Annotated in this window: 27 protein-coding genes and 1 tRNA gene; 14 read left to right on the top strand and 14 right to left on the bottom strand. The window is 64.2% G+C overall.

Annotation, left to right across the window (positions count from 1 at the left end; translation table 11 throughout):
* Nucleotides 1-134 precede the first annotated feature (134 nt).
* From secB to GEV01_RS22640, 3 genes are all read left to right on the top strand, one after another.
* The gene (gene secB, locus GEV01_RS22650; protein ID WP_008443948.1) at nucleotides 135-617 is read left to right on the top strand and encodes a protein-export chaperone SecB; all 483 of its coding nucleotides are present in this window, start codon (nucleotides 135-137) and stop codon (nucleotides 615-617) included.
* Nucleotides 618-715: 98 nt separating this feature from the next.
* Complete coding sequence (locus GEV01_RS22645) at nucleotides 716-1,159, top strand: SH3 domain-containing protein (RefSeq protein ID WP_152807776.1); 444 nt, start codon at nucleotides 716-718, stop codon at nucleotides 1,157-1,159.
* 38 nt (nucleotides 1,160-1,197) lie between these two features.
* Complete coding sequence (locus tag GEV01_RS22640) at nucleotides 1,198-2,238, top strand: NAD(P)H-dependent glycerol-3-phosphate dehydrogenase (protein ID WP_152807775.1); 1,041 nt, start codon at nucleotides 1,198-1,200, stop codon at nucleotides 2,236-2,238.
* Here the strand turns inward: GEV01_RS22640 and GEV01_RS22635 are convergent.
* Genes GEV01_RS22635 through mscL form a run of 3 tightly spaced genes read right to left on the bottom strand, consistent with a single transcriptional unit; the run spans nucleotide 2,235 to nucleotide 4,577 of the window.
* A complete protein-coding gene (locus GEV01_RS22635) occupies nucleotides 2,235-2,927 on the bottom strand; it encodes a DUF2461 domain-containing protein (RefSeq protein ID WP_152807774.1) in 693 nt (230 codons plus the stop codon). The two genes, GEV01_RS22640 and GEV01_RS22635, sit on opposite strands and share 4 nt — an antisense overlap.
* A gap of 9 nt (nucleotides 2,928-2,936) precedes the next feature.
* On the bottom strand, nucleotides 2,937-4,106 hold the full coding sequence (locus tag GEV01_RS22630; RefSeq protein ID WP_152807773.1) for a Do family serine endopeptidase: 1,170 nt from the start codon (nucleotides 4,104-4,106) through the stop codon (nucleotides 2,937-2,939).
* Nucleotides 4,107-4,142: 36 nt separating this feature from the next.
* Complete coding sequence (gene mscL / locus GEV01_RS22625) at nucleotides 4,143-4,577, bottom strand: large conductance mechanosensitive channel protein MscL (protein ID WP_008443937.1); 435 nt, start codon at nucleotides 4,575-4,577, stop codon at nucleotides 4,143-4,145.
* 360 nt (nucleotides 4,578-4,937) lie between these two features.
* Here mscL and petA point away from each other — a divergent pair, with 360 nt between their 5' ends.
* From petA to GEV01_RS22595, 6 genes are all read left to right on the top strand, one after another.
* A complete protein-coding gene (gene petA / locus GEV01_RS22620) occupies nucleotides 4,938-5,546 on the top strand; it encodes a ubiquinol-cytochrome c reductase iron-sulfur subunit (RefSeq protein ID WP_008443934.1) in 609 nt (202 codons plus the stop codon).
* A 3-nt stretch (nucleotides 5,547-5,549) separates the two neighbouring features.
* Nucleotides 5,550-6,962 carry a cytochrome b gene (locus GEV01_RS22615; protein ID WP_116993703.1) on the top strand — a complete coding sequence of 471 codons (1,413 nt, stop codon included), beginning with the start codon at nucleotides 5,550-5,552 and terminating at the stop codon, nucleotides 6,960-6,962.
* A 35-nt stretch (nucleotides 6,963-6,997) separates the two neighbouring features.
* Complete coding sequence (locus GEV01_RS22610) at nucleotides 6,998-7,762, top strand: cytochrome c1 (protein WP_152807772.1); 765 nt, start codon at nucleotides 6,998-7,000, stop codon at nucleotides 7,760-7,762.
* A gap of 114 nt (nucleotides 7,763-7,876) precedes the next feature.
* Nucleotides 7,877-8,488, top strand: a complete 612-nt coding sequence (locus GEV01_RS22605) for a glutathione S-transferase N-terminal domain-containing protein (RefSeq protein ID WP_008443913.1) — start codon at nucleotides 7,877-7,879, stop codon at nucleotides 8,486-8,488.
* Between the two features lie 91 nt (nucleotides 8,489-8,579).
* Nucleotides 8,580-9,059, top strand: coding sequence for a ClpXP protease specificity-enhancing factor (locus GEV01_RS22600; RefSeq protein WP_008443911.1), 480 nt, complete (start codon nucleotides 8,580-8,582; stop codon nucleotides 9,057-9,059).
* A 26-nt stretch (nucleotides 9,060-9,085) separates the two neighbouring features.
* Nucleotides 9,086-9,161 (top strand) — tRNA-Thr (locus GEV01_RS22595).
* Between the two features lie 67 nt (nucleotides 9,162-9,228).
* Here the strand turns inward: GEV01_RS22595 and GEV01_RS22590 are convergent.
* The 7 genes from GEV01_RS22590 to GEV01_RS22560 are packed head-to-tail and all read right to left on the bottom strand — an operon-like array spanning nucleotide 9,229 to nucleotide 17,339.
* A complete protein-coding gene (locus tag GEV01_RS22590) occupies nucleotides 9,229-10,470 on the bottom strand; it encodes an NAD(P)/FAD-dependent oxidoreductase (RefSeq protein ID WP_152807771.1) in 1,242 nt (413 codons plus the stop codon).
* Between the two features lie 9 nt (nucleotides 10,471-10,479).
* The gene (locus GEV01_RS22585) at nucleotides 10,480-10,839 is read right to left on the bottom strand and encodes a RidA family protein (RefSeq protein WP_152807770.1); all 360 of its coding nucleotides are present in this window, start codon (nucleotides 10,837-10,839) and stop codon (nucleotides 10,480-10,482) included.
* Nucleotides 10,840-10,870: 31 nt separating this feature from the next.
* A complete protein-coding gene (gene kynA / locus GEV01_RS22580; protein ID WP_152807769.1) occupies nucleotides 10,871-11,710 on the bottom strand; it encodes a tryptophan 2,3-dioxygenase in 840 nt (279 codons plus the stop codon).
* Complete coding sequence (gene kynU / locus GEV01_RS22575; RefSeq protein ID WP_152807930.1) at nucleotides 11,707-12,939, bottom strand: kynureninase; 1,233 nt, start codon at nucleotides 12,937-12,939, stop codon at nucleotides 11,707-11,709. The genes kynA and kynU overlap by 4 nt, the downstream gene beginning before the upstream one ends.
* Before the next feature lie 14 nt (nucleotides 12,940-12,953).
* Nucleotides 12,954-14,414, bottom strand: coding sequence for a M81 family metallopeptidase (locus GEV01_RS22570; protein WP_152807768.1), 1,461 nt, complete (start codon nucleotides 14,412-14,414; stop codon nucleotides 12,954-12,956).
* A complete protein-coding gene (locus GEV01_RS22565; RefSeq protein WP_152807767.1) occupies nucleotides 14,411-15,736 on the bottom strand; it encodes an MFS transporter in 1,326 nt (441 codons plus the stop codon). The genes GEV01_RS22570 and GEV01_RS22565 overlap by 4 nt, the downstream gene beginning before the upstream one ends.
* Nucleotides 15,729-17,339, bottom strand: a complete 1,611-nt coding sequence (locus tag GEV01_RS22560) for a serine hydrolase domain-containing protein (RefSeq protein WP_175023185.1) — start codon at nucleotides 17,337-17,339, stop codon at nucleotides 15,729-15,731. Before GEV01_RS22560 ends, GEV01_RS22565 begins: the two co-directional genes overlap by 8 nt.
* A gap of 51 nt (nucleotides 17,340-17,390) precedes the next feature.
* Between GEV01_RS22560 and GEV01_RS22555 the strand changes: the two genes are divergently transcribed.
* Nucleotides 17,391-18,020, top strand: a complete 630-nt coding sequence (locus GEV01_RS22555) for a TetR/AcrR family transcriptional regulator (RefSeq protein ID WP_152807765.1) — start codon at nucleotides 17,391-17,393, stop codon at nucleotides 18,018-18,020.
* Here the strand turns inward: GEV01_RS22555 and GEV01_RS22550 are convergent.
* Together GEV01_RS22550 and GEV01_RS22545 are read right to left on the bottom strand one after the other, a co-directional pair.
* Nucleotides 17,947-18,993: an enolase C-terminal domain-like protein gene (locus GEV01_RS22550; protein WP_152807764.1), complete on the bottom strand. Its 1,047-nt coding sequence runs from the start codon at nucleotides 18,991-18,993 to the stop codon at nucleotides 17,947-17,949. The genes GEV01_RS22555 and GEV01_RS22550 overlap by 74 nt on opposite strands.
* Before the next feature lie 20 nt (nucleotides 18,994-19,013).
* The gene (locus tag GEV01_RS22545) at nucleotides 19,014-21,236 is read right to left on the bottom strand and encodes a TonB-dependent receptor (RefSeq protein ID WP_175023181.1); all 2,223 of its coding nucleotides are present in this window, start codon (nucleotides 21,234-21,236) and stop codon (nucleotides 19,014-19,016) included.
* A 266-nt stretch (nucleotides 21,237-21,502) separates the two neighbouring features.
* Between GEV01_RS22545 and GEV01_RS22540 the strand changes: the two genes are divergently transcribed.
* Complete coding sequence (locus tag GEV01_RS22540) at nucleotides 21,503-22,387, top strand: dienelactone hydrolase family protein (protein WP_152807762.1); 885 nt, start codon at nucleotides 21,503-21,505, stop codon at nucleotides 22,385-22,387.
* Between the two features lie 13 nt (nucleotides 22,388-22,400).
* On the opposite strand, the gene GEV01_RS22535 is transcribed toward GEV01_RS22540, so the two are convergent.
* Nucleotides 22,401-23,144 carry a substrate-binding periplasmic protein gene (locus GEV01_RS22535; protein WP_152807761.1) on the bottom strand — a complete coding sequence of 248 codons (744 nt, stop codon included), beginning with the start codon at nucleotides 23,142-23,144 and terminating at the stop codon, nucleotides 22,401-22,403.
* Nucleotides 23,145-23,216: 72 nt separating this feature from the next.
* On the opposite strand from GEV01_RS22535, the gene GEV01_RS22530 reads away from it, so the two are divergent.
* Nucleotides 23,217-23,483 carry a hypothetical protein gene (locus tag GEV01_RS22530; RefSeq protein ID WP_152807760.1) on the top strand — a complete coding sequence of 89 codons (267 nt, stop codon included), beginning with the start codon at nucleotides 23,217-23,219 and terminating at the stop codon, nucleotides 23,481-23,483.
* A gap of 53 nt (nucleotides 23,484-23,536) precedes the next feature.
* Nucleotides 23,537-23,668 (top strand): hypothetical protein, encoded by a 132-nt coding sequence (locus GEV01_RS31345; protein ID WP_268878370.1) that lies wholly within the window; start codon nucleotides 23,537-23,539, stop codon nucleotides 23,666-23,668.
* 48 nt (nucleotides 23,669-23,716) lie between these two features.
* On the opposite strand, the gene GEV01_RS22525 is transcribed toward GEV01_RS31345, so the two are convergent.
* The gene (locus GEV01_RS22525) at nucleotides 23,717-24,712 is read right to left on the bottom strand and encodes an alpha/beta fold hydrolase (RefSeq protein ID WP_152807759.1); all 996 of its coding nucleotides are present in this window, start codon (nucleotides 24,710-24,712) and stop codon (nucleotides 23,717-23,719) included.
* Between the two features lie 313 nt (nucleotides 24,713-25,025).
* Between GEV01_RS22525 and GEV01_RS22520 the strand changes: the two genes are divergently transcribed.
* Complete coding sequence (locus GEV01_RS22520) at nucleotides 25,026-25,928, top strand: LysR family transcriptional regulator (protein ID WP_152807758.1); 903 nt, start codon at nucleotides 25,026-25,028, stop codon at nucleotides 25,926-25,928.
* Nucleotides 25,929-25,976 lie beyond the last annotated feature (48 nt).

The raw sequence follows: 25,976 nt of genomic DNA, 5'->3' as shown, positions 1-25,976 counted from the left end.
AGAGGGCCGCAGAAATAGTTTGAAACCATAATGGTTTTGATACAATTGCCCTCGCGTTTGATTTGAGCTCCATACCAAGCAAACTTATTCTGAGCGGCCCGTGCCGCTCGTTTTCACTATAACGAAAGCGTTCCATGTCTGACGAAAACCTGCAACCAGTATTCCAAATCCAACGCGTCTACCTGAAAGACATGTCGCTGGAACAACCGAACTCCCCAGCTATCTTCCTGGAACAGGAAGCGCCAACCATCGAAGTCGCACTGGACGTCGGCGCCGAGCCGCTGGCCGATGGCGTGTTCGAATCGACCGTCACCATCACCGTGACCGCCAAGGTCAAGGACAAAGTCGCTTTCCTGGTTGAAGGCAAGCAAGCCGGTATCTTCGAGGCACGCAACATCCCTGCCGAGCAGCTGGATCCGCTGCTGGGCATCGGTTGCCCGAACATCGTCTACCCTTACCTGCGCGCCAACATCGCCGACGTGATCACCCGTGCCGGTTTCCCACCAGTGCACCTGGCCGAGATCAACTTCGAAGTGTTCTACCAGCAGCGTCTGCAAGCCATCGCCGATGCCGCCAAGGCACCAGCTGCTGCCGACGGCGCCGCGACCACGCACTAAGCGTTACTGAAGTACTTCGCTGCCGGGCGCCATGTCCGGCAGCGGTATCACCCCGACATGCCGCGCCTGCTGCGCGCTGTCCATCTGCAAGGTAAGCCATGACATTTCCCCGTTTGATCGCTGGTCTGACCATGCTGCTGGCCGTTGGCGCCAGCCACGCGTTCGACTTCAAAACGGTGGGCGCCGCACCCGTCATCCTGTACGACGCGCCATCGACCAAAGGCGGCAGGCTGTTCGTCGTGCCGCGCGGCGCACCGCTGGAAGTGGTGCTGGCCTATGGCGAATGGCTGAAGGTTCGCGACGTCACCGGCGAACTGGCCTGGACCGAGGCCAAGGGCCTGACCTCCAAGCGCAACGTCATCACCCGCACGCCCAACCTGAAGATCCGCGCCACGCCGGAAGACAGCGCCGCGCCCGTATTCATCGCCGAAAAAGGCGTGCTGCTGGAAGTGACCGAAGCGGCCGCCGGCGGCTGGCTCAAGGTGCGCCATCGCGACGGCCTGGTCGGTTACGTCAAGAATTCCGAAGTCTGGGGCATATAATTGCCGTAGCGGCGCATCCCGGCGCCGAATGAGGTCCCATGCAAGATAATCCAAACAAAACCGCTGGCGGCGTCCGCCAGGTGGCGGTGCTCGGCGCCGGCGCCTGGGGCACGGCCGTCGCCATGGCGCTGGCCCAGCGCCATGATGTGATGCTGTGGGGCCGCAATCCCGACGCCCTGCAGGACATGGCGCGCGCCCGCGAAAACACCGCCTACCTGCCTGGCCATCCCTTCCCGGCCGGGCTGCGGGTGGCCGCCGATTTCGACGCCGCGCTGGCCCATGTGGCCGGCCCGGACAGCCTGCTGATCGCCGCCTGCCCGGTGGCCGGCCTGCGGCCGCTGCTGGAACAGCTGAAGTCGCGGGCGATTCCCAACGTGGTCTGGCTGTGCAAGGGATTCGAATACGGCACCGGCCTGCTGCCGCACCAGATCGTGCGCGAAGTGCTGGGCGCCGGTGTGGCCGGCGGCGCGCTGTCGGGACCGTCGTTCGCGCAGGAGGTAGCGAAAGGCTTGCCGTGCGCGCTGACCATCGCTTCCGACTCGGCCGCCTTGCGCGACTGCGTGGTGGCGGCCGTCCACGGCGGCAATATCCGCGTGTATTCGAGCGAGGACCTGGTCGGCGTGGAAGTGGGCGGCGCGGTGAAGAATGTGCTGGCCATCGCCACCGGCGTGGCCGACGGCCTGGGCCTGGGCTTGAACGCGCGCGCCGCGCTGATCACGCGCGGGCTGGCGGAAATCACCCGGCTAGGCACCGCGCTGGGCGGGCATACCGAGACCTTCATGGGCTTGACCGGCATGGGCGATTTGATTTTGACCTGCACCGGCGACCTGTCACGCAACCGCCGCGTCGGCCTCGGGCTGGCGCAGGGCAAGCCGCTGGACGTCATCGTGCACGAGCTGGGCCATGTGGCCGAAGGCGTGCCGTGTTCGAAGGCGGTGCGCGAGCTGGCGGCCCGCATGGGCGTCGACATGCCGATCACCAACGCGGTGGCCGGCGTGCTGTTCGACGGCGACCAGCCGCAGGTCATGGTTTCGCGCCTGCTGGCGCGCGACCCGCGCGACGAAAAAGTGCAGCGTTAAGCTTCGTCCGCTTCCTCTTCCTTCGCCGCACGCATCCATTCGACCAGCGGGAACGCATCCTTCAACCCGCTGGCGATCATAGGCACCAGCAACTCCGGCTTGTTCAGCGGCAGGTCGATCTCGGTCCAGACAAAGAAACTCTTCAGCTTGATGTACTCGATATGCTCGTGCTCGGCATCGAAGCCCTTGGGCGGGCGCATCAGCTTGCCTTCGTTCTGGATGTCGCCGAAGGTGGCTTTCAACTTCTTGTTCTTCAACACCTTGCTGAAGCCGGCCGCGTCGTCGACCATGTGCTGGCGCAGCGCCTTCAGGCGCGACGGCGGCGGCATGTATTCGCCGGCGCCGAACAGCAGCTTGCCGGTGCCGTCGATCTGCATATAGTAGGTCGGCCCGCCGGCCTTGCTCGGACGGCGCAAGTCGTTCGGCGCCACCGCCGCCGAGAAGCGCGTCTTGTACGGGCTCTTGTCGTGGGCGAAGCGCACGTCGCGGTTGATGCGGAACATGGCCTTCTTCGGATTGCAGAACTTGACGGCCGCATCGAACTTGCCCAGCTCGATAATCATGTCCGTCACCACTTGCAGGAATTCTTCGCGCAGGATGTCGTAGCGCGGTTTGTTCATGATGAACCAGGGACGGTTGTTATTGTCCGCCAGTTCCTTGAGGAATTGAGTCAGGTCGCGCAGATGCATTAAGGTTCCTTATTTGGCGCCGGCCGGACGCTTGCCGACCGTGATGTCCAGCGTGGTCTCGCGGCTCTTGCGCAAGACCGTCATTTTAGCTTTTCCGCCGGGAACGAGTTGGGCGATCACATTCAGCATCTGGTTGGTGTCGGCCACCGGCTTGTCGTCCACCGACAGCAGGATGTCGCCCGGCTTCATGCCGCCTTTGTCGGCCGGGCCATTGCGCACCACGCCGGCGATGATGGCGCCGCTCTGGCGCTTCAGGCCGAAGCTCGACGCCAGTTCCGGCGTGATCTCCTGCGTCTCCACGCCTATCCAGCCGCGCACCACATGGCCGGACTTGATGATGGCTTCCATCACCGACTTGGCGGTCGAGACCGGGATCGCGAAGCCGATGCCGACCGAGCCGCCCGACTGCGAGTAAATCGCCGAATTAATCCCCAGCAGGTTGCCATTGGCGTCGACCAGCGCGCCGCCCGAGTTGCCGAAGTTGATGGCGGCGTCGGTCTGGATGAAGTTCTCGAAGTGGTTGATGTGCAGGTTGTTGCGCCCCAGCGCGGAGATGATGCCCATCGTCACCGTCTGGCCGACGCCGAAGGGGTTGCCGATGGCCAGCACCACGTCGCCCACCTGCGCCTGCTCGGCCTGGCCCAGCACGATCACCGGCAGCTTGTCGAGCGCGATCTTGATGACGGCCAGGTCGGTTTCGGGATCGGTGCCAACCACCTTGGCGGCGGCCTTGCGGCCGTCGGCCAGCACCACCTCGATCTCGTCGGCCGCCTCGACCACGTGGTTGTTGGTCAGGATATAGCCTTCGCCGGAGACGATGACGCCCGAGCCCAGGCTGGACTCGTCGTCGTCGCCCTCGCCGTCATGGTCGCGGTCGCCGAAGAATTTCTTGAAGAAGGGATCGCGCAGCAGCGGATGCTTGCCGCGCTTGGGTTTCTTGCTGGTGATGATGTTGACCACGGCCGGCATGGCCCGCCCGGCCGCCGCCCGGTAGGAGCCGACCGCGATGCCGGGCGCCTTGCCCGGCGCCGCCTCCAGCATCACGGCCGGATGGTCGGCGCTGCCGATCTGCTGGGCGCGCACCGGCGCCCGCCGCTCCGGCCCCACGGCCGTGTAGACAAAATACAGTGCCAGTACGACAGTCACCGTTTGCGCAAACAATAACCAGAGTCGTCGCATAGCCTTGAGTCCGCCGCCCGGTGGACGGCTGCCTAGTTATTTCTTGAGGGAGTCGCGGATCTCGCGCAGCAGCACGATGTCTTCCGGCGTCGGCGCCGGCGCCGCGGCTTCGGCCGCCGCCACTTCCTTGCTGCTCAGCGTGCGCGCCTTGTTCATCAGCCGCACCATCTGGAAGATGACGAAGGCCAGGATGACAAAGTTCAGCAGGATGGTGGCGAAATTACCGTAGGCCCACACCGCGCCCAGCTTTTTCGCTTCGATCAGGCTCAGGTGAGGATCCTGTCCGTTCAGGCCGATGTAGTAGTTGGCGAAATCCAGGCCGCCGAACAGTTTGCCGATCGGCGGCATGATGATGTCGGCGACCAGGGAATCGACGATCTTGCCGAAGGCGCCGCCGATGATCACACCGACAGCCAGGTCGACCACATTCCCCTTCATCGCGAATTCTTTGAATTCTTGCATCATTGCCATTTTATCATCCTCGCTGTGGTCATTTGTGAACAAAACTGCGTCTGAATCATACTATTCTTTCAATTAGATTCCAAACACGCTAGCCGCGTGCGCATTTCGAGGCCGAATTACGCTATAAATTTGTCTTGCATCAATATCTATCGCTTGCGCTCCGCCAGTAGGGCATGGGGCGCAAAAAATCAAGTCCAAAACGGTGCGCAAAACGCGCCAATTGGGGTTACGGCAACGTTTTTGCTTTAATTCGTATCACGCTTACCTTATAATTTAAGGTTGCTAGAAGCTATATTCGTGCTTCAACAAGTTTCAGGTTTTGTTCTCGGTTCTCGGATTTTGTTCGCACTTTGACTGATTGGGGTTTGTATGAGTATCGAAAAGCAGGTCGATTCCGGCCGACGCGGATTGCTCGTCGCAACAGGCGCGGCGGGTGGTGTAGTGGGTCTGGCAACCGCCGGGGCACTGGTAAGCACGTTCCAACCGTCCGAGCGCGCAAAAGCCGCCGGTGCGCCGGTGGAAGTGGATATTTCCAGCCTCAATCCAGGCGAAATGAAAACCGTCGAATGGCGCGGCAAGCCGGTCTGGATCATCAAGCGTACCCCTGAAATGGTGGCATCGCTGAAAAAGACCGACGGCAAAGTGGCCGACGCCGATTCCAAGCGCAATCCGGAAGAATTCACCCCCGAGTACGCCCGCAACGAATGGCGCTCGCGCAAGCCCGAGCTGCTGGTCGCGGTCGGCATCTGTACCCACCTGGGCTGCTCGCCCTCGTCGAAATTCACCCCAGGCCCGCAGCCTTCGCTGCCGGACGACTGGGAAGGCGGCTTCCTGTGCCCATGCCATGGCTCGACCTTCGACATGGCCGGCCGCGTGTTCAAGAACAAGCCGGCGCCGGACAATCTGCAAGTCCCGCGTCATATGTTCCTGAGCGACACCAAGCTGGTCATTGGTAAAGACGAGAAAGGCGAGGCGTAAATCATGGCGGCTTTCAAAGAGACAAAATTCCCGGCCGATGCTCCGGCCGCACAAAAAGCACTGGGCTGGGTCGACGACCGTTTCCCGCTCACCAAGCTGTGGAATGACCAATGGGGCAAATACTACGCTCCGAAAAACTTCAACTTCTGGTACATCTTCGGCTCGCTGGCCATGCTGGTGCTGGTGCTGCAGATCGTCACCGGCATCTTCCTGACCATGCACTACAAGCCGGACGCCAACCTGGCCTTCGGTTCGGTCGAATACATCATGCGCGAAGTACCGTGGGGCTGGCTGGTGCGTTATATGCACTCGACCGGCGCTTCGGCCTTCTTCATCATCGTCTACCTGCACATGACGCGCGGCCTGCTGTACGGCTCGTACCGCAAGCCACGTGAGCTGATCTGGCTGTTCGGTTTCGCCATCTTCCTGTGCCTGATGGCCGAAGCGTTCTTCGGCTACCTGCTGCCATGGGGCCAGATGTCGTACTGGGGCGCCCAAGTGATCGTCAACCTGTTCGGCGCGATTCCGCTGATCGGCCCTGACCTGTCGCTGTGGATCCGCGGCGACTACGTGGTGTCCGACGCCACCCTGAACCGCTTCTTCGCCTTCCACGTGATCGCGATCCCGCTGGTTCTGCTGGGTCTGGTGGCTGCCCACCTGATCGCGCTGCACGAAGTCGGTTCGAGCAACCCGGACGGCATCGAAGTGAAAGAAAACCTGGGCGCCGACGGCCACCCGGTCGATTCGATTCCTTCGCACCCTTACTACACCGTGCACGACCTGTTCGGCGTGTCGGTATTCCTGCTGATCTTCAGCACCGTGGTGTTCTTCGCCCCGGAAATGGGTGGCTACTTCCTGGAATATAACAACTTCCTGCCGGGCGACTCGCTGAAGACCCCGCTGCACATCGCGCCGACCTGGTACTTCACCGCGTTCTACTCGGTGCTGCGCGCCACCACGGCCGACTTCATGTGGGTGCTGATGTTCTTCGTCGCCGCCTACGTCGTGTTCGTGTGGCTGAAATCGCGCCTGTCGAGCATCGTGAAAACGGCGATTGCCGTGATCGCGCTGGTCGCCATCATCGGCATGCTGCCGCAGGTGCTGGACGCCAAGTTCTGGGGCGTGGTGTTCTTCGGCGGTTCGGTGGTGATCCTGGCCTTCCTGCCTTGGCTGGACAAGTCGCCGGTCAAGTCCATCCGCTACCGCCCGAGCTGGCACAAATACGTGTACGGCGTGTTCTTCTTCTGCTTCCTGGCGCTGGGCTACCTGGGTACCCTGCCGCCGACCGAAGGCCGCACGCTGTTCTCGCAAGTATGCACCCTGCTTTACTTTAGCTTCTTCCTGTTCATGCCGTGGTGGAGCGCCATGGGCACGTTCAAGAAGGTTCCGGATCGCGTAGTGTTCCACGCGCACTGATCGACCACTCGGCTAAAGTACACAAAGGACATTACATGAATTTTCCTAAAAAACTGCTCGCTATCCTGGCATTGCTGCCGGGTCTGGCACTGGCCAACGAAGGCGGCATCGCGCTGGACAAGGCGCCGGACCGCTCGAACAACATGGCCGCGCTGCAGCATGGCGCCAAACTGTTCGTCAACTACTGCCTGAACTGCCATAATGCGTCCTCGATGCGCTACAACCGTCTGCGCGACCTGGGCTTGACGGAAGAGCAAATCAAGGCGAACTTGCTGTTCACCGGCGATAAAGTCGGCGAAATGATGACCACCACCATGAATCCGAAAGATGCGAAAGCATGGTTCGGCGTGGTGCCGCCGGACCTGTCGGTGATTTCGCGCGCGAAAGCGTCGGGCGCCGGCAGCGGCGGCGACTATCTGTACACTTACCTGCGCACCTTCTACAAGGACGACACCCGCCCGACCGGCTGGAACAACCTGGTGGTCAACAATGTGGCGATGCCGCATGTGCTGTGGGAACTGCAGGGCGTGCAGAAGGTCAAGATGAAGGAAGTGGCCGACCCTCACGAGGAAGGCAAGAAGATTCATCAGTTTGACGGCTTCGAGATGGTCACGCCGGGCAAACTGAAGAAGCTGGAATATGACACTGCGGTGGCCGACCTGGTCGGTTACATGGAGTGGATGGCGGAGCCTGCAGCGCAGACCCGCAAAAAACTGGGTGTAGCGGTGGTGCTGTTCATGGCCCTGTTCGCCATACTGGCATGGCGCTTGAACGCGTCGTTCTGGAAAGAAGTTAAATAATCGAGAGCGCCGGCTGGCCGGCGCTTGTTTTGCGATGCCCGCGCTGGCGGGCGATCGATCCGGGGTGATCCGTTCGCGGCGTCACCCCCTTTGTTCTTCTAAGGAACTATAAAAATGATGGTTCTCTACTCGGGTACAACCTGCCCATTCTCGCAACGCTGCCGCCTGGTCCTGTTTGAAAAAGGCATGGACTTCGAAGTGCGCGATGTCGATTTGTTCAACAAGCCGGAAGACATCTCGACCATGAATCCTTATGGTCAAGTGCCTATCCTGGTCGAACGCGAATTGATCCTGTACGAATCGAATATCATCAATGAGTACATCGACGAGCGCTTCCCGCATCCGCAACTGATGCCGGCCGACCCGCTGATGCGCGCCCGTGCGCGTCTGATGCTGTTCAACTTCGAAAAAGAATTGTTCGTCCACGTGCACGTGCTGGAAAGCGAACGCGCCAAGAGCAACGACAAGAGCCACGACAAGGCACGCGCAGAAATCCGCGACCGCCTGACCACGCTCGCGCCGCTGTTCCTGAAAAACAAGTACATGCTGGGCGACGAATTCTCGATGCTGGACGTGGCGGTAGCGCCGCTGCTGTGGCGTCTGGATCACTACGGCATCGAACTGTCGAAGACCGCAGCGCCGCTGATGAAGTACGCCGAGCGCATCTTCTCGCGCCCTGCCTACATCGAAGCGCTGACGCCGTCGGAAAAGGTGATGCGCCGTTAATTCGGACGCACGCCGTTTTACTTGAAGTCCATCGGCGCGTTTGCCTGCCTTAGCGGGCGGCGCGCCGGGTTTTACTGCAGTCTGGAATACCATGTCTGAAATCTCAACCAAGCCCTACATGCTGCGCGCCATTTATGAGTGGTGCACGGACAGCGGCTATACGCCCTACCTCGCCGTCAAGGTCGACGCCTCGACCACGGTGCCGATGGAATATGTGAAAAAAGGCGAAATCGTCCTCAACATCAGCTTCGGCGCCACCTCGGGCCTGAAGATGGACAACGACAGCATCCGCTTCCATGCGCGCTTCGGTGGCGTGTCGCGGGAGATCTACGTCCCGGTCAACAACGTGATGGCGATCTATGCCAACGAGAACGGCCAGGGGATGGCGTTCGAACCGCAACTGGGCTTTGCCGAGTCGCCGACGGAGCAGGAAACCAGCGCACCGGCGCCGGTGCTGGCGGCAGTTCCTGCGCCTGCGGCCGAGGCCAAAAGCGAGGCGCCAAGCGCCCCGGACGACGATAACGAGCCACCAAAAAAGGGCGGCCGGCCTACTCTTACGCGAATTAAATAGCGTATAATTCGCCCCGTACAAGTTTCGCCGACTTAGCTCATTTGGTAGAGCAGTTGATTTGTAATCATCAGGTGGCCAGTTCGAAACCGGCAGTCGGCACCAGCAATATCCAGCAAAAAGCCCAGCCTTTACCGGCTGGGCTTTTTGCATTTTGTCTAGGCGGGCAGCATCAAGCGCCGAATCGGGCTGGCGAAAACGGTTGCGCGTCGGTGTAGGGTGCGCGGTTCTCGATCAGATCGGCCAGCAAACGAGCACTCGCCGGCCCCAGCGTAAAGCCCTGATGCCCATGACCGAAGTTGAACCACAAGCCCTTATGCAGCGGCGCCCGGCCAATCACTGGTTTCATGTCGGCGCAACAAGGTCTGCTCCCCAGCCACGGATCAACCTCCACCGGCTCGCCCAGCGTCAGCAAGCCTCGCGCTTCCGCTTCCGCACCGGTCAGCTGGTGCGGGGTCGGACGGGCATCCTGGTGGGCGATTTCAGCGCCGGTGGTCAGGCGCAGGCCACGTCGTTGCGGCGACAGCACGTAGCCGCGCTCGGCATCCAGCATCGGCAGCTTGACACTGGCTCCGCCGGTGTAGTGCCGGTGATAGCCGCGTTTGACAAACAGCGGCAGCCGATAGCCCAGGCGACGCGTCAACTGCGCGGCCCACGGGCCCAGCGCCACCACCGCATGCGCGGCGTCTACCGTCCCTTGCGTCGTGTCGATCTGCCAGCCAGAGGCGGTTGCGCGCAGGCTCTCCGCATTCCCGACAAGCAGGCGCCCGCCCTGCTGCTGAAACAGCCGCGCATATCGCTCCACCAACGCGCCGGGATCGCTGACGCTCCAGGAGTCCAGCCAGTGCACCGCACCCGCCAACGCGATACGGAAAGCCGGCTCGGCTGCGGACAGTGCATCGCCATCCATCGGCGCAAACACGATACCGTACTCGCGCTGCAGGCGCTCCGAGTCCAGCAAGGCCTGGTCGAATGCCTGCGGCGTGCGATACACCAGACGCAGGCCATCTTTGCGCACCAGATCCTGCGCATCGGCCAACGCCATGTAGCGCTCATGCTCACTGGTCGCATGTGCGATCAGGCTGGCGTACTGGCGGCTGATTTGCCGATGCCGATCCGGCGCCGACGCGCGCCAGTATCTGAACAACTGCGGCAACACCGACAACAATCCGCCGACGTGATAATGCACGTCCAACGAGCGCCGCAACGCCACCGACAGCAATGTCCCTAGATCACGCGGCATGCCATACGGCTCCACCGCCTCGCGCTGGATCACGCCGGCGTTGCCGTACGAGGTTTCCTGGCCCGGCGCACGCCGGTCCACCAGCGTTACCGCATGACCGCGCAACGTCAATTCCAACGCGGCACTGACGCCGACCATGCCGGCGCCCAATACCAATATCTCCTGTGCCATCGGCCGCGCTCAGCTTGGGGTTGGTTCGGCCGCGACCACCGTCAGTTCGACCCGTGCCGACGGCACGACCAGCGCGGCCACCACCGTGGTACGCGTCGGAAAGGGAGCACTGAAATGCCGGCGATAGATCTCGTTGAATGAGGCGAAGTCTTCTTGATGGCTCAGGTACACCGTCACTTGCACCACATCCGCCAAGGTCAGGCCAGCGTCCGCCAGCGTGGCGCCAATGCGCTGCAAGGTCAGGTCGGTTTGTGCCGAGACTCCCTCGGGGATGGAACCGTCCGCGTTCAGCGGCAACTCGCCGGACAGGAACACCAGACCGCCCGCACGCCGGATCTTGGAAAACGGCAGGCTTGTATTTAACGACATGGAAAACTCCTTTGGTTTGAAAGGTATTTCATTACATCACAGTGCGCAGTGTCCACAGCTCCGGGAACAACACCACGTCGAGCATCTTGCGCAGATAGGAAACGCCCGAGGTGCCGCCCGTCCCGCGCTTGAACCCGATCACACGTTCGACCGTGCTGACGTGACGGAAGCGCCACAGCCGGAATGCCTCTTCGACATCCACCAGCGCCTCGGCCAGCTGGTACAGATCCCAGTGCCGTTCGGGACTACGATACACCTCCAGCCAGGCCTGTTCTACAGCCGGGCTCGCAACATGAGGCTCGGTCCAGTCACGCTGCGTATGCTCGGAGGGAATGGCAAAGCCGCGGCGTTCGAGCAGCAGCAAGGTCTCGTCGTAGAGCGATGGTTGACGGTAGGTCAGCTCGACGTCGAGCAGGCGGCCGGCGTGATGCGCATGCGGCTTGAGCATCGCTGCGTTCTTGTTCCCCAATAAAAATTCCACACAACGATACTGCCAACTCTGAAAGCCTGAGCTGCTCGACAGATACGGACGGATGGCGCTGTACTCGGGCGGCGTCAATGTCGCCAGAACATTCCAGGCATCCACCAGTTGCCGCAGAATCTGACGCACGCGGGCCAGCATCTTGAACGCGCTGTCCAGCTCATTGTTCGCCACACAGCCTATGGCCGCCTGCAACTCGTGCAGCAACAGCTTCATCCATAGCTCGCTGGTCTGGTGCTGGATGATGAACAGCAGCTCGTTGTGATCCGGCGACAAGGGACGCTGCGCGTCCAGCAACTGATCAAGACGCAGATAGTCCGAGTAGCTCATCTCCTTGGAGAAATCGAGCCGCGCCCGCTCCTCATGCACGATGCGTTCTGTCGCCCTCATGTCACCGCCTCGCGCGCAGCGCCGGACGACAGCACCTGCTCCAGCCTATCGACCGCGTCCCACACGTCGACAAAGCGCGTGTACAGCGGCGTGAAGCCGAACCGCAAAATATCAGGCGCGCGAAAATCGCCGATGACACCGCGCGCAATCAACGCCTGCATGATGGCGTAGGCATCGGTGGGATGCGACAGGCAAACCTGGCTGCCGCGCAAATGAACCGTGCGCGGCGTCACCAACGCCAGGCCGTGCCCGGCGCAACGTTGATCGACCAGCTCGATAAATAGCTGCGTCAAAGCGAGCGACTTGGCGCGCAGCGCTTGCATATCGCCGGCCGCCAGCAGCGTGTCGACGCCGCACTCCAGCGCCGCCATGCCCAGTACGGCGGGCGTGCCGCACAGGTAACGCCCCACGCCAGGCGCCGGCGTGTAGGTCGGTGTGAACTGGAACGGCGCCGCATGGCCGAACCATCCCGACAGCGGCTGAGTGCAACGCCCCGCATGGCGCGGATGGACCCACACAAAGGCCGGTGCGCCGGGACCGCCGTTCAGATATTTGTAGCCGCAGCCGACCGCGAAATCAGCGTCGTCGCGATGCAGGTCCAGCGGCACCGCGCCCGCCGAATGCGCCAGATCCCACAACACCAGCGTGCCCTGCGCGTGGGCGCGGCGGTTGAGCTCCGCCATATCATGCATGCGGCCGGTGCGATAGTTGACGTGGGTAAGCATCAGCACCGCCACCTCGCCATCGTCCAGCAACGGCCCCAGCTGCTCGACGGCGTCGACCAGCAACAGCGTGCAGCCCTGCTCGCGGGCCAGGCTGTCGGCGATGTACAGGTCGGTGGGGAAGTTATCCCGCTCCGAGACGATCAGGCGGCGGCCAGGGCGATCCTGCCTGGCGATGGCGAGCGCGGCATGCAGCGTCTTGAACACGTTCACGCTGGTCGAGTCCGCCACAACCAATTCGCCGGCCCCCGCGCCCACCAGACGCGCGATCTTGTCGCCCACGCGACGCGGCAGGTCGACCCAGCCTGCCTTGTTCCAGCTGCGTATCAAGCCCTGTCCCCATTCGCCGCGCACGACCTGGCTCACGCGCTCCGGCGTGGCGCGGGGTAGCGCCCCCAGCGAATTGCCATCGAGGTAAATCAGGCCGGGCGGCAAATCGAACAATGCCCGGTGGCTGGCCAGCGCATCGTCGCGATCCCATGCCTGTGCTTGTTCCCGCGTCGTCATTGCAGAGGCGGCGCTCATGCTAGCTCCGGCGCCGGGTTTTCGACCGCGGGAAAATAGTCGCGGCCGCGCGTCCGGTACGGCAGATGCGCGAAATCCATCGACAGCGCCGCACCGGTTTCAACGATGTGGCAGTCGGTGGACAGCGCCTGGAACTCGGCGTAGTAGTGATGGCTGGATTTCACGGCGATCACCCGTGCCTCATGCAGCGGCACACCGAGTCCGGTGAACGCGCTCGGCGACAGGGTTTGCTGGCGCCGGCTGATCAGCACGATGTCCGTGGCGCCGGCGCGCACCCATGCCGCCCGTCCCAGCGGGTCGCTCATGCCGGCGGTCTGTTGTGTATGGCGCTCGGCGGTCGCCCGCACCACCACCTCCACTTCCAGCGGCTGGCCCGATACAGGGCCGGCCTTGCCGCCTATGCGCAGATGCAAGCGTGCGCCCACCCCGGCCGCGTGGCACAGCTCGACAGCTTCAGGATCCCACAGCATGCCCACCGCGCTGCGCAGCTCGGGCCGTTGCAACAGGGCCGCCAGCAGCACCGTATGGTCGCACGGCGCGCCGCCGCCCGGATTGTCGCCCGCATCGGCAACGATCAACGGCGCCGCGCCGGCAGGCAACGCCGCCAGCGCCTGATCGATGCTCTGCAAGGTAGGCCGCAACGCGTGACGCAAGCGGTAGAAGCGCTGCGCCAGCTCCTGGGCCACGCTCGCGGCCAGCGAGCGGTCGCCGTCGGCCACCACCAGCACCTTGCTGCCGGCGTCGGCCACATCCCCCCATGGAAAGCCATGCACCAGGCTGGCCGACAGGACGCCGGGGCGGCGTTCCGCCTCGTACAGGGCGGCGACCAGTCCGCGCATCGGTTCCGACGTGGTGGGATAAAAGCCAACCATGCGGCAATCGACCACGGCCATGACGGGCTTGGTCGCACCGCTGGCGGCAGCGCGGCACAGTTCGAACAACTCTACCGCCCGCTGCTCGAAATCGGTATGCGGATACTCGCGCATCAGCACGATCGCATCGGCGTGCGTCGTCATGGCGGTGCTGAGATGGCAATGCGGATCCAGTTCGACCCCGATCACGCAGCCGACGCCGACGACCTCGCGCACGGCGCGCAACAAATCGCCTTCGCAATCGTCCACGCCTTCGGCCGCCATGGCGCCGTGCAGGAACAGCAGCGCCATGTCCAGCGGCATCGCCTGCCGGACCCGTTCGACGAGTTCGTCGCGCAACTGGGCATACGTGGCCGCAGGCACGCGGCCGGCCGGTTGCGCCATCGCGTACAAGCCCTCGTGCAATTCGTCGCCATAGTGCTGCGCCAGACGGCGCCATTGGCCGCCGATCGCGCCGGTCTCGGTCAAGGCGGCGGCAGTGATGGGGCCGCGCACGATGCCGAGCTCCTCGAACGCCTCCATCGTGGTGGGAAAAGTGGAAAACGTGTTGGTCTCTGTGACCAGCGCGGAGGTGAAGATTTTCATTGAACAGCTTCCTTATGCCAGAACGCGCGCAGGCGCGAAGTCAGTAACAACAGCATCAGCAGCGCGGCGACCAGCGGCAACACCGGCGCGCCGATCCACACCACCACCAGGCGCGACAGCGCCGCAGGCGGTGCATCCGCGCCGAGTCCGCCGACCCAGTCCAGGCCGAATCCAACCACGATGCCGCCCAGGGACTGGCCCAGTTTTTCTGCCGAAAACAATATGCCCAGATACATGCCCAGGCTTTCGCCCTCGCCCGAGGATTTGGTGGCGGCTTCCATCGCCAGCGTCGAGATCAGCACGGTCAGCACGCCGAACGCCAGCCCGAACACGACCGACGCGGCGATCATTTGCCCGTTGCCGCGCGCCACGGCCGTCAGCCACGACACCCCGGCCAGCGCCACCAGCAGGGCGCCGCCCAGCGCCGTCTGCGGCGGCGCGCGCCGCGTCAGCCACGGCGCCGCCGTCACACCGGCCAGCACCGACAGGAAGATCGGTGTCAGCAGCAACGACAGATTGTCCGGCTGCGCCCGCAACAGGTGCTGGTTGGCGTAAGGCAGGGCCGCGAACAGCGCCGTGCTGCTGGCGCCCAGCAATATCAGCAGCAGCACCACGCAATAAAAGGCCCGGTTACGCAGCGTGCGCCGCAGCGCCGGCAGCAGGGACAGCGACGCTTCCCCGCTGGCGCCATCGCGCATCGGCACGCGACGCACCACCAGCCAGCAGGCGCCGCTGGCGGCAATCGAGGCCAGGCCCAGCACCAGCGCCATGCCCAGGTAGCCGCCATGGAAGGTCTTGAAGCCCGACACCAGCTGCGGCGCCAGCACCGACACCGCCAGCCCCGCCACCGTCTGCCCCAGCGCGCGCGCCGACATCAGCGTGCTGCGGCCCGCCATGTCGGCGGCGATGTCGCTGGCGATGGCGGTGTGGGCCACGGCGAACACCGTCAGCATCAGCGATTGCAGCACCAGCAGCACGCCAAACGCCGCCACCCGCAACGGCAGCGCCAGGTCGGTCATCGGCAGGAACATCAGCACGCTCAGCACCGGCAACGCACACGCGATCAGCATCAGCAGCAGGCTGCGGCTGCCCAGTGCGCGCGCCCAGGCGTCGGCGCGCCGGCCCAGCCAGGGGTCGAGCAGCAAGTCGGCGAACTTCGGCAGCGCCAGCAGTACGCCGGCGAAGCCGGCCGGCACCTGCGCGTACTCGGTCAGGTAGTACAGGAACAGCAGCGGCACCACGCCGGAGGCCAGCGTCGCGCCGAGCGGGCCGGCGCCGAAGCCGGCCGCCATCAGGCGCGCGGGCGGACGTAGCTCAGCCATGGACGCGCCCCTCGGCCAGGTTCAGGCCACGGGTGCGCGCGGTATCCAGCACCAGCCGGCGGCGTTCGCCAGCCGCGCCGTCCAGGCGCAGCGTGCCCGCCAGCGGCACCGCCGGATCGTCGCAGCTGAGCAGACAGACATCGGCCAGCAGCGGCTCCAGCTTGTAACTGTTGCGGCCGTAGAGGCCGGCAATCCGCATGCTGCCCGGTTCGGACTTGATGACGATGTCGGCGCCCAGTTCCGTGCTGACCCAGTTGCCCGCGAACGGCGCCAGCGTCAGCGCGGCCCGGTCCTCGGCAACGACGCGTTCGCAGCGCATGCGCTGTCCCTGCTGGGTGACGTCGATGGCGTGGACCTTGCCTTCCGCGTCGCGCAACGCCGTCACTTCCAGCACAATCACCGACAGCAGATTGATGCGCAAGGTATCGCCGCTGCCCTGCTGCAGCGGCAGCGGCATGCCGAAGTCCTTCAGGCACAGCACGCCCTCCTGCAGCACGATGGCAAAGTGGCGGCCGCTGGCGCGGCAGTAATAGTCGCCGCCGTAGCTGTCGATCAGCGCCGCATCGGCCGGCGCTGCGGCCGCCTCCAGCGTCTCGTCCAGCAAGGCCGCCAGCAACTGTTCGGCCAGCGCCGGGGCCGCCTTGTCGCTGCGGTTGGTGATGACCACGATCTGGATGTCGTGCTCGGGCGCCGCCAGCATCTGGCAGCTGCCGCCGACCACGCCGCCGGCGTGGTGCACCAGCGTCACGCCGCGCCACTGCTCGCGGATCAGGCCGAAGCCGTAGGGGGTGACATGGCCATTGTTCAGTTCGGTTGGCGCCAGCATCTCCATCGACAGCGCGGCCGGCCACAAGGTCGGCGCCAGCAGGTGCGCCAGCCAGCGCTGCATGTCGTCCAGCGTGGAGGCGACCCCGCCCTCGCCCAGGATCACCGAGGGGAAGATGCCCTTGCCGAAGCTGCCGTCCGGCCGTGCGATGTGGGTGGCCGCGCTGCCCGGCAGCGGATCGAGATCGCTGCTCCACAGCGAGGTGTCGTGCATGCCCAGCGGCTCGAACAGGTGCTCGGCCATGGCTTGCGCCAGCGGCATGCCGAGCACCCGTTCGATGACCATCGACAGCATGCGATAGCCGCCGTTGTTGTAGATGAACTGGGCCCCGGCGGCGAAGTTGTCGTCGTGCTGGCGGCACTGGTAGTCGAACGCCGCCTCGCCCGGCGCCAGCACCATGCCATTCGACAGCAGCGACAGGTCGAGGTAGTCGCGGGTGCCGCCGGTGTGGTTCATGAATTGCCGCAGCGTGCGCCGGCCCTGGGACGGCGGCAATTCCGGCAGCCAGCGCGACACCGGCTCGTCGATCGACAACTTGCCCTGGTCGCGCAGCAGCAGCGCCAGCGTGCAAGCCAGATGCTTGGTGGTCGAGCCTATCCGCATCTTGGTCGACGGCGTGTTGACCAGGCCCGATTCCAGGCTGGCCAGTCCAAAGCCGCCGCGCAGCAGCGATTTGCCGCCGCGCCGTACGCTGACGATGGCGCCGGGTGCACCGGCGCCAGCGCCGGCGAATTCGTTCATTACAGCTGCCAGTTTTTCGATTTCAGTGTTAGCCATTGCATACTCTTTCAAAGTAAAATAAATAATCATTCATTTTTAACGTCAGCCATGCCCAAAAGAGATGAGCGCCATATGGCCTCGATGCGCAAACAGATACTCACTGCGGCCCAGATCGTCTTCGAGAAAAAGGGCGTGCACGCGGCCACGATGAGCGACGTCAGCACCCAGGCCGGCCTGTCGGTCGGCTCCCTGTACGTCCACTTCCGTTCCAAGGAAGAGGTGCTGCTGCAGCTGATCGACTCCGGCGTCAACGGCGAGCCGTTCGACGCCTGCACCACCGCAGGCGAGCTGCTCGGTCTGGTCGAGGCCATCCTGCAGGCGCTGGAGGCGCCGGGTTCCGCCAGCCAGGCGGCGTGCACCGCGCTGGAAGTGGCCGCCATCGCGCGCCGCAACGCCGAGGTGCAGGCGGTGGTGGTGCGCAACTTCACGCGCCTGCGCGATGCAGTGCTGGGGGCGGCGGCGCGCGTCGCCAGCGGCGGCGGCACGCAGGATGTGCAGGCCGTCGGCGAGGCGCTGATGTCCCTGCTGTTGTCGGCGCAGGCGCAGATGCTGATCGGCGTCCCCTCCTGCAACGACGCCAAGCTCAAGGCGGCGCGCATGTTGATCACGCAACTGCATGGGGCACCGGTGCGTGTGAAGCGCTATACGGCGCCGCTGCGGCCGACCGGCTCGGACTGAACGCCGACTCGGCATAGCTGATGCAGCCGCCGTGATACAGCGCGGCCGGCGTGGTGTCGCTGGCCATGAACAGGGGCGCGTCGAGGTCGATCAGATCGGCGCCCTGGGCCGCGATAAACGCCGGCAGCAGCGCCATCGAGCGGCCGCCCATGCAACCGATCATGACGCGCAGGCCGCGCCGCCGCGCTTCGGCCGCCAGCGCCAGCGCCTCGCTCAGTCCCCCGCATTTGTCGAGCTTGATGTTGGTCACCTGGTAGCGCGCCTGGACGCGATCCAGATCGGCCATGGTTTGCAGGGATTCGTCGGCGGCCAGCGGGATCGGAGCGCGCATCCGCTCCAGCGCGCCGTCTGCGTTCGCGGGCAATGGCTGCTCGATCAGCTCCACGCCGTTATCGACCAGCACCGCCATCATGCGGTCGAGATGTTCGAGCGACCAGCCTTCATTGGCATCGATGGACAGCCTGACATCCGGCCGTACCTTTCTGACGGCGATCACGCGGGCCGCGTCCTGGTCGCCGCCATCGAGCTTCAGCTTGAGCGCCCGGGCAGACGGAAGAGCCAGCGCCGCCTGCGCCATCTGCTGCGGCTCGGCGACGCCCAGCGTGACCATCGTGACCAGCGGCCGCACGCGGGCAAGGAACGCTTGCCGGTAGGTCGGCTCGCCGCGCGCGGCGGCGCTCAATTGCCAGCAGGCCCAGTCCAGCGCATTGCGCGCGCCGCCCGGCGCCATCTGGCGCACCGCACCCCAGACGCCCAGCAAGTCGGCAGGCAGGTCCGGCAGCAATGTGTCGATCTCGCGCCGCATGCTGGCGCCGCTTTCGCCCCGGTAAAAAACACCTGCCGCTTCGGCATGCGCCACATGCGGTCCACCGTGTACCGTGACGCGCAGCACGGATTGGCTATTGAGGGTGCGGCCGGCTATCCGCAGCGGCTGCTTGAACATTACCTCGTCGATAAAAGTTTCGATATGCATGATGGTATGAACTCCGTATCTCACTTGAAGGACTTGCTGAGCTGCAGGCCGAAGGTGCGCGGCGCGATCAGGTTGATCCGGCCCGGGCCGCCCAGCGAACTCAGGGTGGTGTCGGCCGAGGTCTGGCCGCGCCGGTCGCCCAGATTGCGGATGAACAGCGACAACGCGAATTGTTCGAACTCGATGCCGCCGCGCACATCGAAGGTGGCGTAGCCTGGCATGCGATACAGCGGTATGCCGGGCGCGGCGGAGAAGGTGTTGAAGCGCTCGCCGGTGTAGCGCGCGGTGGCGCCCACATAGGCGTCGCGGCCGCCGAGCTGGAATTCGCGGTCGGCCTGCAGCGCGGTCGACACACGGGCCGTGTCGGGCAAGCGTTCGCCGGCCTTGCCGCCCAGATCCGGGCTGGCGTCGAGCAGCTTGGCGTCGATGACGCTGAGCGCGGAGGACAGCCGCCAGCCGCTGATCGGCGCGCTGCGCAAGGTCCACTCCAGCCCCCGTGAGCGGGCGCTGCCGGCGTTGCCGATGCCGCCGAAGCCGCCGCCACCGCTGAACACCTGCATGTTTTTCCAGTTGATCTGATACAGCGCCAGTTCCGATGCCAGCAGGTTCGGCAGCAAATCGCCTTTCCAGCCCAGCTCGTAACTCCACAGGCTGTCGGAGCGGAAGGCGGGCTTGTTCAAAGGTTCGCCGGTCAGCGGATTGCGGATCACGGGCAAGGGGCCGCCCGGACGGTAGCCGCTGGCCACCCGCGCGTACAGGGCTTGCCTGGCGGCGGGCCGCCAGCGGGCGGTGAGCAGCCAGGTGGTCACGCCTTCCGACGAATCGACCGCCGGCTGCGACGCCGGCGCGAACAGCCCGCTGAGCTGATTGTCGAGATGCTGGCGGTTCTGGCTGCGGCGCACGCCCAGTGACAGGTCGGTCTGCTGGCTGGTGTAGTACGTGCCGGTGCCGAACAGCGCCGCCTCGCGGAAGGTGGAGGGAAACGTGGCGTCGAGCAGCAGCGGCGCGACAGGCTGCCGCGCCGCGTTCAGCGGATCCATGTGCTGATTCTTGGAGCCCTCCTCGCTGGCGTAGAAGGCCCCGGCCAGCCACTCGAATATCTTGCTGCGCGGTGAAGTCAGGCGCACTTCCTGGGTCAGCTTGCGGTTGTAGAACGAATAGTCCAGGGCGTAGCCGGCGGCGTTGATGCCGGCCGCGCCCAGCAAAGGCACATAGAAGGCCGATGGGTCCATCCGGCCATGGTTGGTGGAACGCTGCCAGCCGCTGATGACGTCCAGCGTGGCCCATTTCAGATCGGCCTTGACCGCCAGCGAAACAAGATCGTTGCCCACGTCGACCGGCTCGGCGATAAAGCGCCGCATGGTATCCGGGCCATCGACCGGTTGCATCGTGGCCAGGTTCATGTCCTCGGCAGCGGCGCCGTCGCGGCGCTGGCGTTGGCTTAACGCAGTGACGCGCAACGACAGGTCTTTATTCGGGGTGAGCAGCAAGGCGAGCCGCCCGCCCGAGGTGGTCGAGCCATCGGACGCGCCGCCTGGATGATTCAAGTCGCGGATGAAACCGCCGTCCGCGCGCTGGTAGAGCGTGGCCCGCAGCGCGGCAACGCCCGGTTTGAGTGGCGTGTTGACCACGGCGCGCAACACGTGGCCGGATTCGCCGCCCTGCTTGCGTGAAAGCTCGCCCGTGGTTGTCACGCTGAACTCGCCGGTGTCGGGTTCGACTGCTGCATACTTGATCAAGCCGCCCATCGCGCCGGCGCCGTACAGCGTGCCTTGCGGTCCGCGCAGCACCTCCACATTGGCCAGGTCGAACAGGCCCAGATCGAGCGCGCTGGAGCCGCCGCCGGCATACGCGGAGCTGGAGCCGAAGGGCACATCGTCGATATACATGCTGACCGTTGCACCGACCTGCGACCCGGTGGTGACACCGCGCATGGTGATCTGGCTCTGGCCCGTGGCGCCGCCCGCCTGGTTGAGATTGACACCCGGCAGCAGTGCCGCCAGGTCGCCCAAAGACTGATAGCCGCCCCGCTCCAGCGCCTCGCCTTTGACCACGTCCACGCTCAGCGGCACTTCACGCGCCGGTTCGCGGCGGCGCTGCGCGGTGATGGTAACGATCTCGATCGGGTCGCCGGTGGCGCTCGCCACCGGTGCGGTGACAGCCTCGGAGGCAGGTGGCTCGGCCCAGACGGCAATCGGCAGCGTGCCACACGCTACCGCCAGGGGGAGATATGTCAGTTTCAATTTCGAGCCAGAACCACGGTCACACGTACGCATCGTTGTCTCCATAATGAATGAACATTCGTTTTTTTTGCGATTATGCGCGTGCTATTGCGGGCAGTGCAAGCAATATTTGCTAAGTCGAATCAGATCGTGGCGTGTACTCCGATCTCCAGACGTGATCCAAAAACCACACTTGAATATGCGTAAATATTCCTCCCCCGCGCAGCGCCACCGGCACGGCATCGCGCTACACTAGCCGCTCGCCCACCTGCCTGAGGAATCGAGACATGACACGCAAAACCGCTGCCGATTTTGACCCTGAAGTATTGAAGCTGTTCGACCAGTACGTACACGGCGGCATCACGCGCCGTGATTTCCTGTCGTCGGCGACGCGCTACGCGGTGGGCGGCACCACGGCCGCCGGCCTGCTCGCCACGCTCAGCCCCAGCTTCGCCGCTCCGGTGGTCAACGCCGACGACCGCCGCATCAAGGCCCGTTTCGTCGAACTGCCTTCGCCGCAGGGCAACGGCACGGTGCGCGGCTACCTGGTCTCGCCCGCCGACGCCAAGGGCAAGCTGCCACTGGTGCTGGTGGTGCATGAGAATCGCGGCCTGAACCCGCACATCGAAGACATCGCCCGCCGCCTGGCGCTGGACGGTTTCATCGCCTTCGCGCCAGACGCCTTGTTCACCCTGGGCGGCTACCCCGGCGACGAGGACAAGGCGCGCGCCCTGTTCGGCAAGCTGGACCAGCCCAAGACCCGCGCCGATTTCGTCGCCGCCGCGCGCTGGCTGCAACAACAACCGGAAGGGAACGGCAAGCTGGGCGTGGTCGGCTTCTGCTTCGGTGGGGGGATTTCCAACTACCTCGCCACGCAGCTGCCGGAACTGGCGGCCGCCGTGCCTTTCTACGGTGGACAACCGGCGGCAGCGGACGTGGCGCGCATCAAGGCCCACCTGCTGATCCACGACGCCGGCAACGACGAGCGCATCCGCGCAGGCTGGCCCGCCTACGAGCAGGCGCTGAAGGATGCCGGGGCGAACTATCAGTACCACGTGTATCCGGGCGTGGAGCACGGCTTCAACAACGACACCACGCCGCGCTACGACGCCGCCGCCGCCAAGCTGGCCTGGCAGCGTACGACTGACTTCTTCCGCGCACGGTTGGCTTGAGAGAGGCAGCGGCCTATTCGTATTTGGCCTTCAGCCGCTGCCACTCGGGATCGTCCTTGAGCTGCCGGATCACGGGGGCGATGCTGTCGTAGACCGCCGCTTTGGAACGGGGCACCAGGAAGCGGCGCTCGGTCGCGCGGGACGGCAGTTCGTGCAGCTGGAATTTGTCGGCTGCCACCGCGTGCACCTTCAGGTAGTAGCGCGCGATCGACTCGGCGACCATCACGCTGTCCACCCGCCCGAGCCGCAGTTTTTCCAAGTTGTTGTCGTCGCTGATGGCGTCGCTGCGGACCAGGCCTTGCTGGCGCACCCACGCTTCCAGATCGGGATAGCTGTAGCCGAGCGCCATGCCGACCGTGCGGCCGCTCAGCGCGCCAGGCTTGGATTCGCTGTAAGCCTGCCCCGCCGGTAGCACGATCACATAACGGTCGATGTTGAACGGCACCGTCCACAGGTATTTTTTCTCGGCCGCGTCGTTGAACCATTCCGGCATCATGCCGATGACGATGCCGTCCAGCTCGCCCCGCTCCACTTGCAGCTGCAGGCGCTTGCGCGGCAGATAGATCAATTTGAAACTCAGCTGGCCGAGTTTTTTGCGGTTCAGGTACGCCACCATGTCGGGATAGATGCCGCCACCGTCACCGATAACCAAGGGCGCAACGCGGGCGCTGGTATAGACGTTGACGACTTCGCCCCGCGCCGCTCCGTGGAGCACGCCCAAGCACAACATCGCCAGTGCCATCAGGGACTTTTTCATATTTGAAATATAGCATGGCCGGATTTAAGCTCGCCCTAACCTTTCCACCCGTCCGCTTGCTACAATGGACGGATGCGTAACGTCCTGGCCCTCTTTGTCGCGGTGATTTTCGTGCTGTACAGCTCCATGCTGGCGGCCGCGCCCGCGCATGCCTGTTGCAAGAGCGCCGATTGTCCCGTGACGCAGTGCGTGGCGGCCGACTGCCTGCCGTCAGCGATGCCGGCGGCCCTGGGCGATATCGCGCTGCCGGCTACGCCGCCCGCCAGTGTGGCGGCGCAATGTCCCGCCCCTGCCATCCTGCCTACCCCGCCGACCAAAGTGTGGTGTCCTCCCGACTGACGGTAGAGTGTTTTCGATCAAGCAAACAACTTCTACTTTTATAAGGAAACACCATGAAATCGATCATCATCAAAGCATCGGCCGTGACGGCCATCCTGCTGGCATCCGCCGGCGCCTACGCCAGCTCCATGGATTGCTGCAACGGCCTGGAGTGCTGCATCAAGATGCTGGCCTGCTGCTTCTAAGCGCTAGGCTGATGTAAAGAAAGGGCCCCTCGGGGCCCTTTCTTCATTTTAGGACTTGGCGAAGGCCAGGAAGTCGGCGTTGAACCGTTCCTTGTGCGTATCGGTCAAGCCGTGCGGTGCGCCCGGGTAGACGATCAGCTTGGCGTGCTTGACGATGGCGGCCGAGGCTTTGCCTGCGGCATCGATCGGCACGATCTGGTCGTCGTCCCCGTGGATGACCAGGGTAGGCTTGTCGAACTTTTTCAAGTCTTCGCGGAAGTCGGTCTCGGAGAATGCCTTGATCGAGTCATAGGTATTCTTGTGGCCGGCCTGCATGCCCTGCGCATACCATGCCTGGATGATGCCCTGCGAAGGCTTGGCGCCCGGACGGTTGTAGCCGTAGAACGGGCCGGAGGCGATATCCAGGTACAGCTGGGCGCGGTTGGCAACCGAGCCGGCGCGGATGCCGTCGAACACTTCCATCGGCAGGCCGCCCGGGTTGGTGGCGGTCTTCAGCATCAGCGGCGGCACGGCCGAGATCAGGCCCAGCTTGGCGATGCGCTTGGTGCCGTGGCGGCCCACGTAGCGCGCCACTTCACCGCCGCCGGTCGAGAAACCGGCCAGGATGATGTTCTTCAGGTCCAGCGCTTCGATCAGCTGCGCCAGGTCGTCGGCGTAGTGGTCCATGTCGTTGCCGTCCCAAGGCTGGCTCGAACGGCCGTGGCCGCGGCGGTCATGGGTGATGACGCGGAAACCGTTGTTGGCCAGGTGGAAGGCGGCCGATTCCCAGCTGTCCGCGTTCAGCGGCCAGCCATGGCTCAGGATCACCGGTTGGCCGGTGCGCGGGCCCCAGTCCTTGTAGTAGATCTCGACGCCGTCGCGGGTGGTGATGGTGCTGCCCGTTTTGCTGACTGCGCCACCATGAATCACCGGCGCGGCCTGTGCGCTGCCCCCGGCAAACGCGGCCAGCGGCACCGCCACGGCGGCGACTGCTGCACCGGCGCCACCAAAGATGGCGGAGCGGCGGGATGGGTTCACTGCTTGGTCTTGGGTAGTTTTGTTCATGATGGACTCCATTTTAATTAGTTAACGATTTAATAGGAAACTACGTTTTTACATTCTTACTGGCGATTCTTGTGCTGCCCACGTGCTCAATATATATCGCACGCTATTCAATAGCAAGCTATTTCAATCAATTCTTTTACAGCACTTTCTCTCTTTTAGTCGATGCTTGGCTACCAGGGCCTGTGCTACAGTGCTTTGCACGTTTGGCCTTGCGATGGGTTGAATCTTAGGCCAGCCGGTGCATTTGCGGAACAGACAGCCCTGCAAGCTGACTTTGCAAAAATGCAGACCGCCCCACGAAACGACATCCTCCATGCCCTCAAATACCGAATTCGACTGGAACGACATCCCGCTGATCCTGACGCTGGCGCGCAGCGGCAGCATGAGCGCCACCGGCCGCCAGCTGGGCGTGGATGCCTCGACCATCAGCCGCCGCATCGCCGCCGCCGAAAAAGCCCTGAAGCTGCGCCTGTTCATCCGCGATAACACCGGCTACCAGCTGACCGACGCCGGCCAGGTCTTCGTCCAGCATGGCGAAGCGGTCTACGGCAACGTCCAGAGCATGTTGCAAGCCTCTACCCAGGAGGCCGACGCCACGGCCGGCCCGGTCAACATCACCTCGATCGACTTCCTGTTCGACTACTGGCTGCTGGACCACGTTCCCACCCTGCACGCGCAGCATCCGCATCTGCAGTTGACGCTGCAGGCGGAAAACCAGAACCTGTCCTTCACCCGCCGCGAGGCCGATTTCGCCCTGCGCCTGGGCAAGCCGGGCGAGGATGCGGCGCTGGTGATGCGCAAGCTGGGCGATCTCGGCTTCGCCGTCTACGGCCACGCCAGATTCGCCGACACGCCGCGCGCCTGCTGGGGCACCCAGCCGTGGATCGCCTACGACGACGCGCTGGCCGGCACCGGCGAAATGCAGTGGCTGGCGCAGATGGACCCGCAGCCGAACAAAGTATTGAAGGTGAACAGCCTGAGCACGATGGTGCGCGCCTGCCGGGCCGGCGTCGGCATGGCGCTGCTGCCCTGCCTGCTGGGGCAGCAGGAGGGCTTGGTGCGCATCGGCAGCGGCGTCGAGGTGCAGCGCGATATCTGGCTGCTCAGCCATCGCGACGCCGGCTCCATCGCCCGCTTCAAAACCGTCTCCGCCTGGCTGACACAGCTCTACGCCAGCAATCAAGACCTGCTGTGCGGCGCAGTTTCAAACCGCTAATCCGCATTCTGACCCCTCGTTTTTGCAGTTCGTCACATCCCGATGGAT

It is taken from the genome of Rugamonas rivuli (assembly GCF_009380165.1).
In the GTDB taxonomy this organism is placed as follows: Bacteria; Pseudomonadota; Gammaproteobacteria; order Burkholderiales; family Burkholderiaceae_D; genus Rugamonas; species Rugamonas rivuli.
Note: the sequence above shows the minus strand (reverse complement) of the source record. Positions and strands in the feature narration are given on the sequence as shown.

Bases quoted from the DNA above. Each gene is read 5' to 3' on its own strand.
- secB (WP_008443948.1), top strand. From the start codon at position 135: ATGTCTGACGAAAACCTGCAACCAGTATTCCAAATCCAACGCGTCTAC.
- GEV01_RS22645 (WP_152807776.1), top strand. From the start codon at position 716: ATGACATTTCCCCGTTTGATCGCTGGTCTGACCATGCTGCTGGCCGTT.
- GEV01_RS22640 (WP_152807775.1), top strand. From the start codon at position 1,198: ATGCAAGATAATCCAAACAAAACCGCTGGCGGCGTCCGCCAGGTGGCG.
- GEV01_RS22635 (WP_152807774.1), bottom strand. From the start codon at position 2,927: ATGCATCTGCGCGACCTGACTCAATTCCTCAAGGAACTGGCGGACAAT.
- GEV01_RS22630 (WP_152807773.1), bottom strand. From the start codon at position 4,106: ATGCGACGACTCTGGTTATTGTTTGCGCAAACGGTGACTGTCGTACTG.
- mscL (WP_008443937.1), bottom strand. From the start codon at position 4,577: ATGGCAATGATGCAAGAATTCAAAGAATTCGCGATGAAGGGGAATGTG.
- petA (WP_008443934.1), top strand. From the start codon at position 4,938: ATGAGTATCGAAAAGCAGGTCGATTCCGGCCGACGCGGATTGCTCGTC.
- GEV01_RS22615 (WP_116993703.1), top strand. From the start codon at position 5,550: ATGGCGGCTTTCAAAGAGACAAAATTCCCGGCCGATGCTCCGGCCGCA.
- GEV01_RS22610 (WP_152807772.1), top strand. From the start codon at position 6,998: ATGAATTTTCCTAAAAAACTGCTCGCTATCCTGGCATTGCTGCCGGGT.
- GEV01_RS22605 (WP_008443913.1), top strand. From the start codon at position 7,877: ATGATGGTTCTCTACTCGGGTACAACCTGCCCATTCTCGCAACGCTGC.
- GEV01_RS22600 (WP_008443911.1), top strand. From the start codon at position 8,580: ATGTCTGAAATCTCAACCAAGCCCTACATGCTGCGCGCCATTTATGAG.
- GEV01_RS22590 (WP_152807771.1), bottom strand. From the start codon at position 10,470: ATGGCACAGGAGATATTGGTATTGGGCGCCGGCATGGTCGGCGTCAGT.
- GEV01_RS22585 (WP_152807770.1), bottom strand. From the start codon at position 10,839: ATGTCGTTAAATACAAGCCTGCCGTTTTCCAAGATCCGGCGTGCGGGC.
- kynA (WP_152807769.1), bottom strand. From the start codon at position 11,710: ATGAGGGCGACAGAACGCATCGTGCATGAGGAGCGGGCGCGGCTCGAT.
- kynU (WP_152807930.1), bottom strand. From the start codon at position 12,939: ATGACGACGCGGGAACAAGCACAGGCATGGGATCGCGACGATGCGCTG.
- GEV01_RS22570 (WP_152807768.1), bottom strand. From the start codon at position 14,414: ATGAAAATCTTCACCTCCGCGCTGGTCACAGAGACCAACACGTTTTCC.
- GEV01_RS22565 (WP_152807767.1), bottom strand. From the start codon at position 15,736: ATGGCTGAGCTACGTCCGCCCGCGCGCCTGATGGCGGCCGGCTTCGGC.
- GEV01_RS22560 (WP_175023185.1), bottom strand. From the start codon at position 17,339: ATGGCTAACACTGAAATCGAAAAACTGGCAGCTGTAATGAACGAATTC.
- GEV01_RS22555 (WP_152807765.1), top strand. From the start codon at position 17,391: ATGCCCAAAAGAGATGAGCGCCATATGGCCTCGATGCGCAAACAGATA.
- GEV01_RS22550 (WP_152807764.1), bottom strand. From the start codon at position 18,993: ATGCATATCGAAACTTTTATCGACGAGGTAATGTTCAAGCAGCCGCTG.
- GEV01_RS22540 (WP_152807762.1), top strand. From the start codon at position 21,503: ATGACACGCAAAACCGCTGCCGATTTTGACCCTGAAGTATTGAAGCTG.
- GEV01_RS22535 (WP_152807761.1), bottom strand. From the start codon at position 23,144: ATGAAAAAGTCCCTGATGGCACTGGCGATGTTGTGCTTGGGCGTGCTC.
- GEV01_RS22530 (WP_152807760.1), top strand. From the start codon at position 23,217: ATGCGTAACGTCCTGGCCCTCTTTGTCGCGGTGATTTTCGTGCTGTAC.
- GEV01_RS31345 (WP_268878370.1), top strand. From the start codon at position 23,537: ATGAAATCGATCATCATCAAAGCATCGGCCGTGACGGCCATCCTGCTG.
- GEV01_RS22525 (WP_152807759.1), bottom strand. From the start codon at position 24,712: ATGAACAAAACTACCCAAGACCAAGCAGTGAACCCATCCCGCCGCTCC.
- GEV01_RS22520 (WP_152807758.1), top strand. From the start codon at position 25,026: ATGCCCTCAAATACCGAATTCGACTGGAACGACATCCCGCTGATCCTG.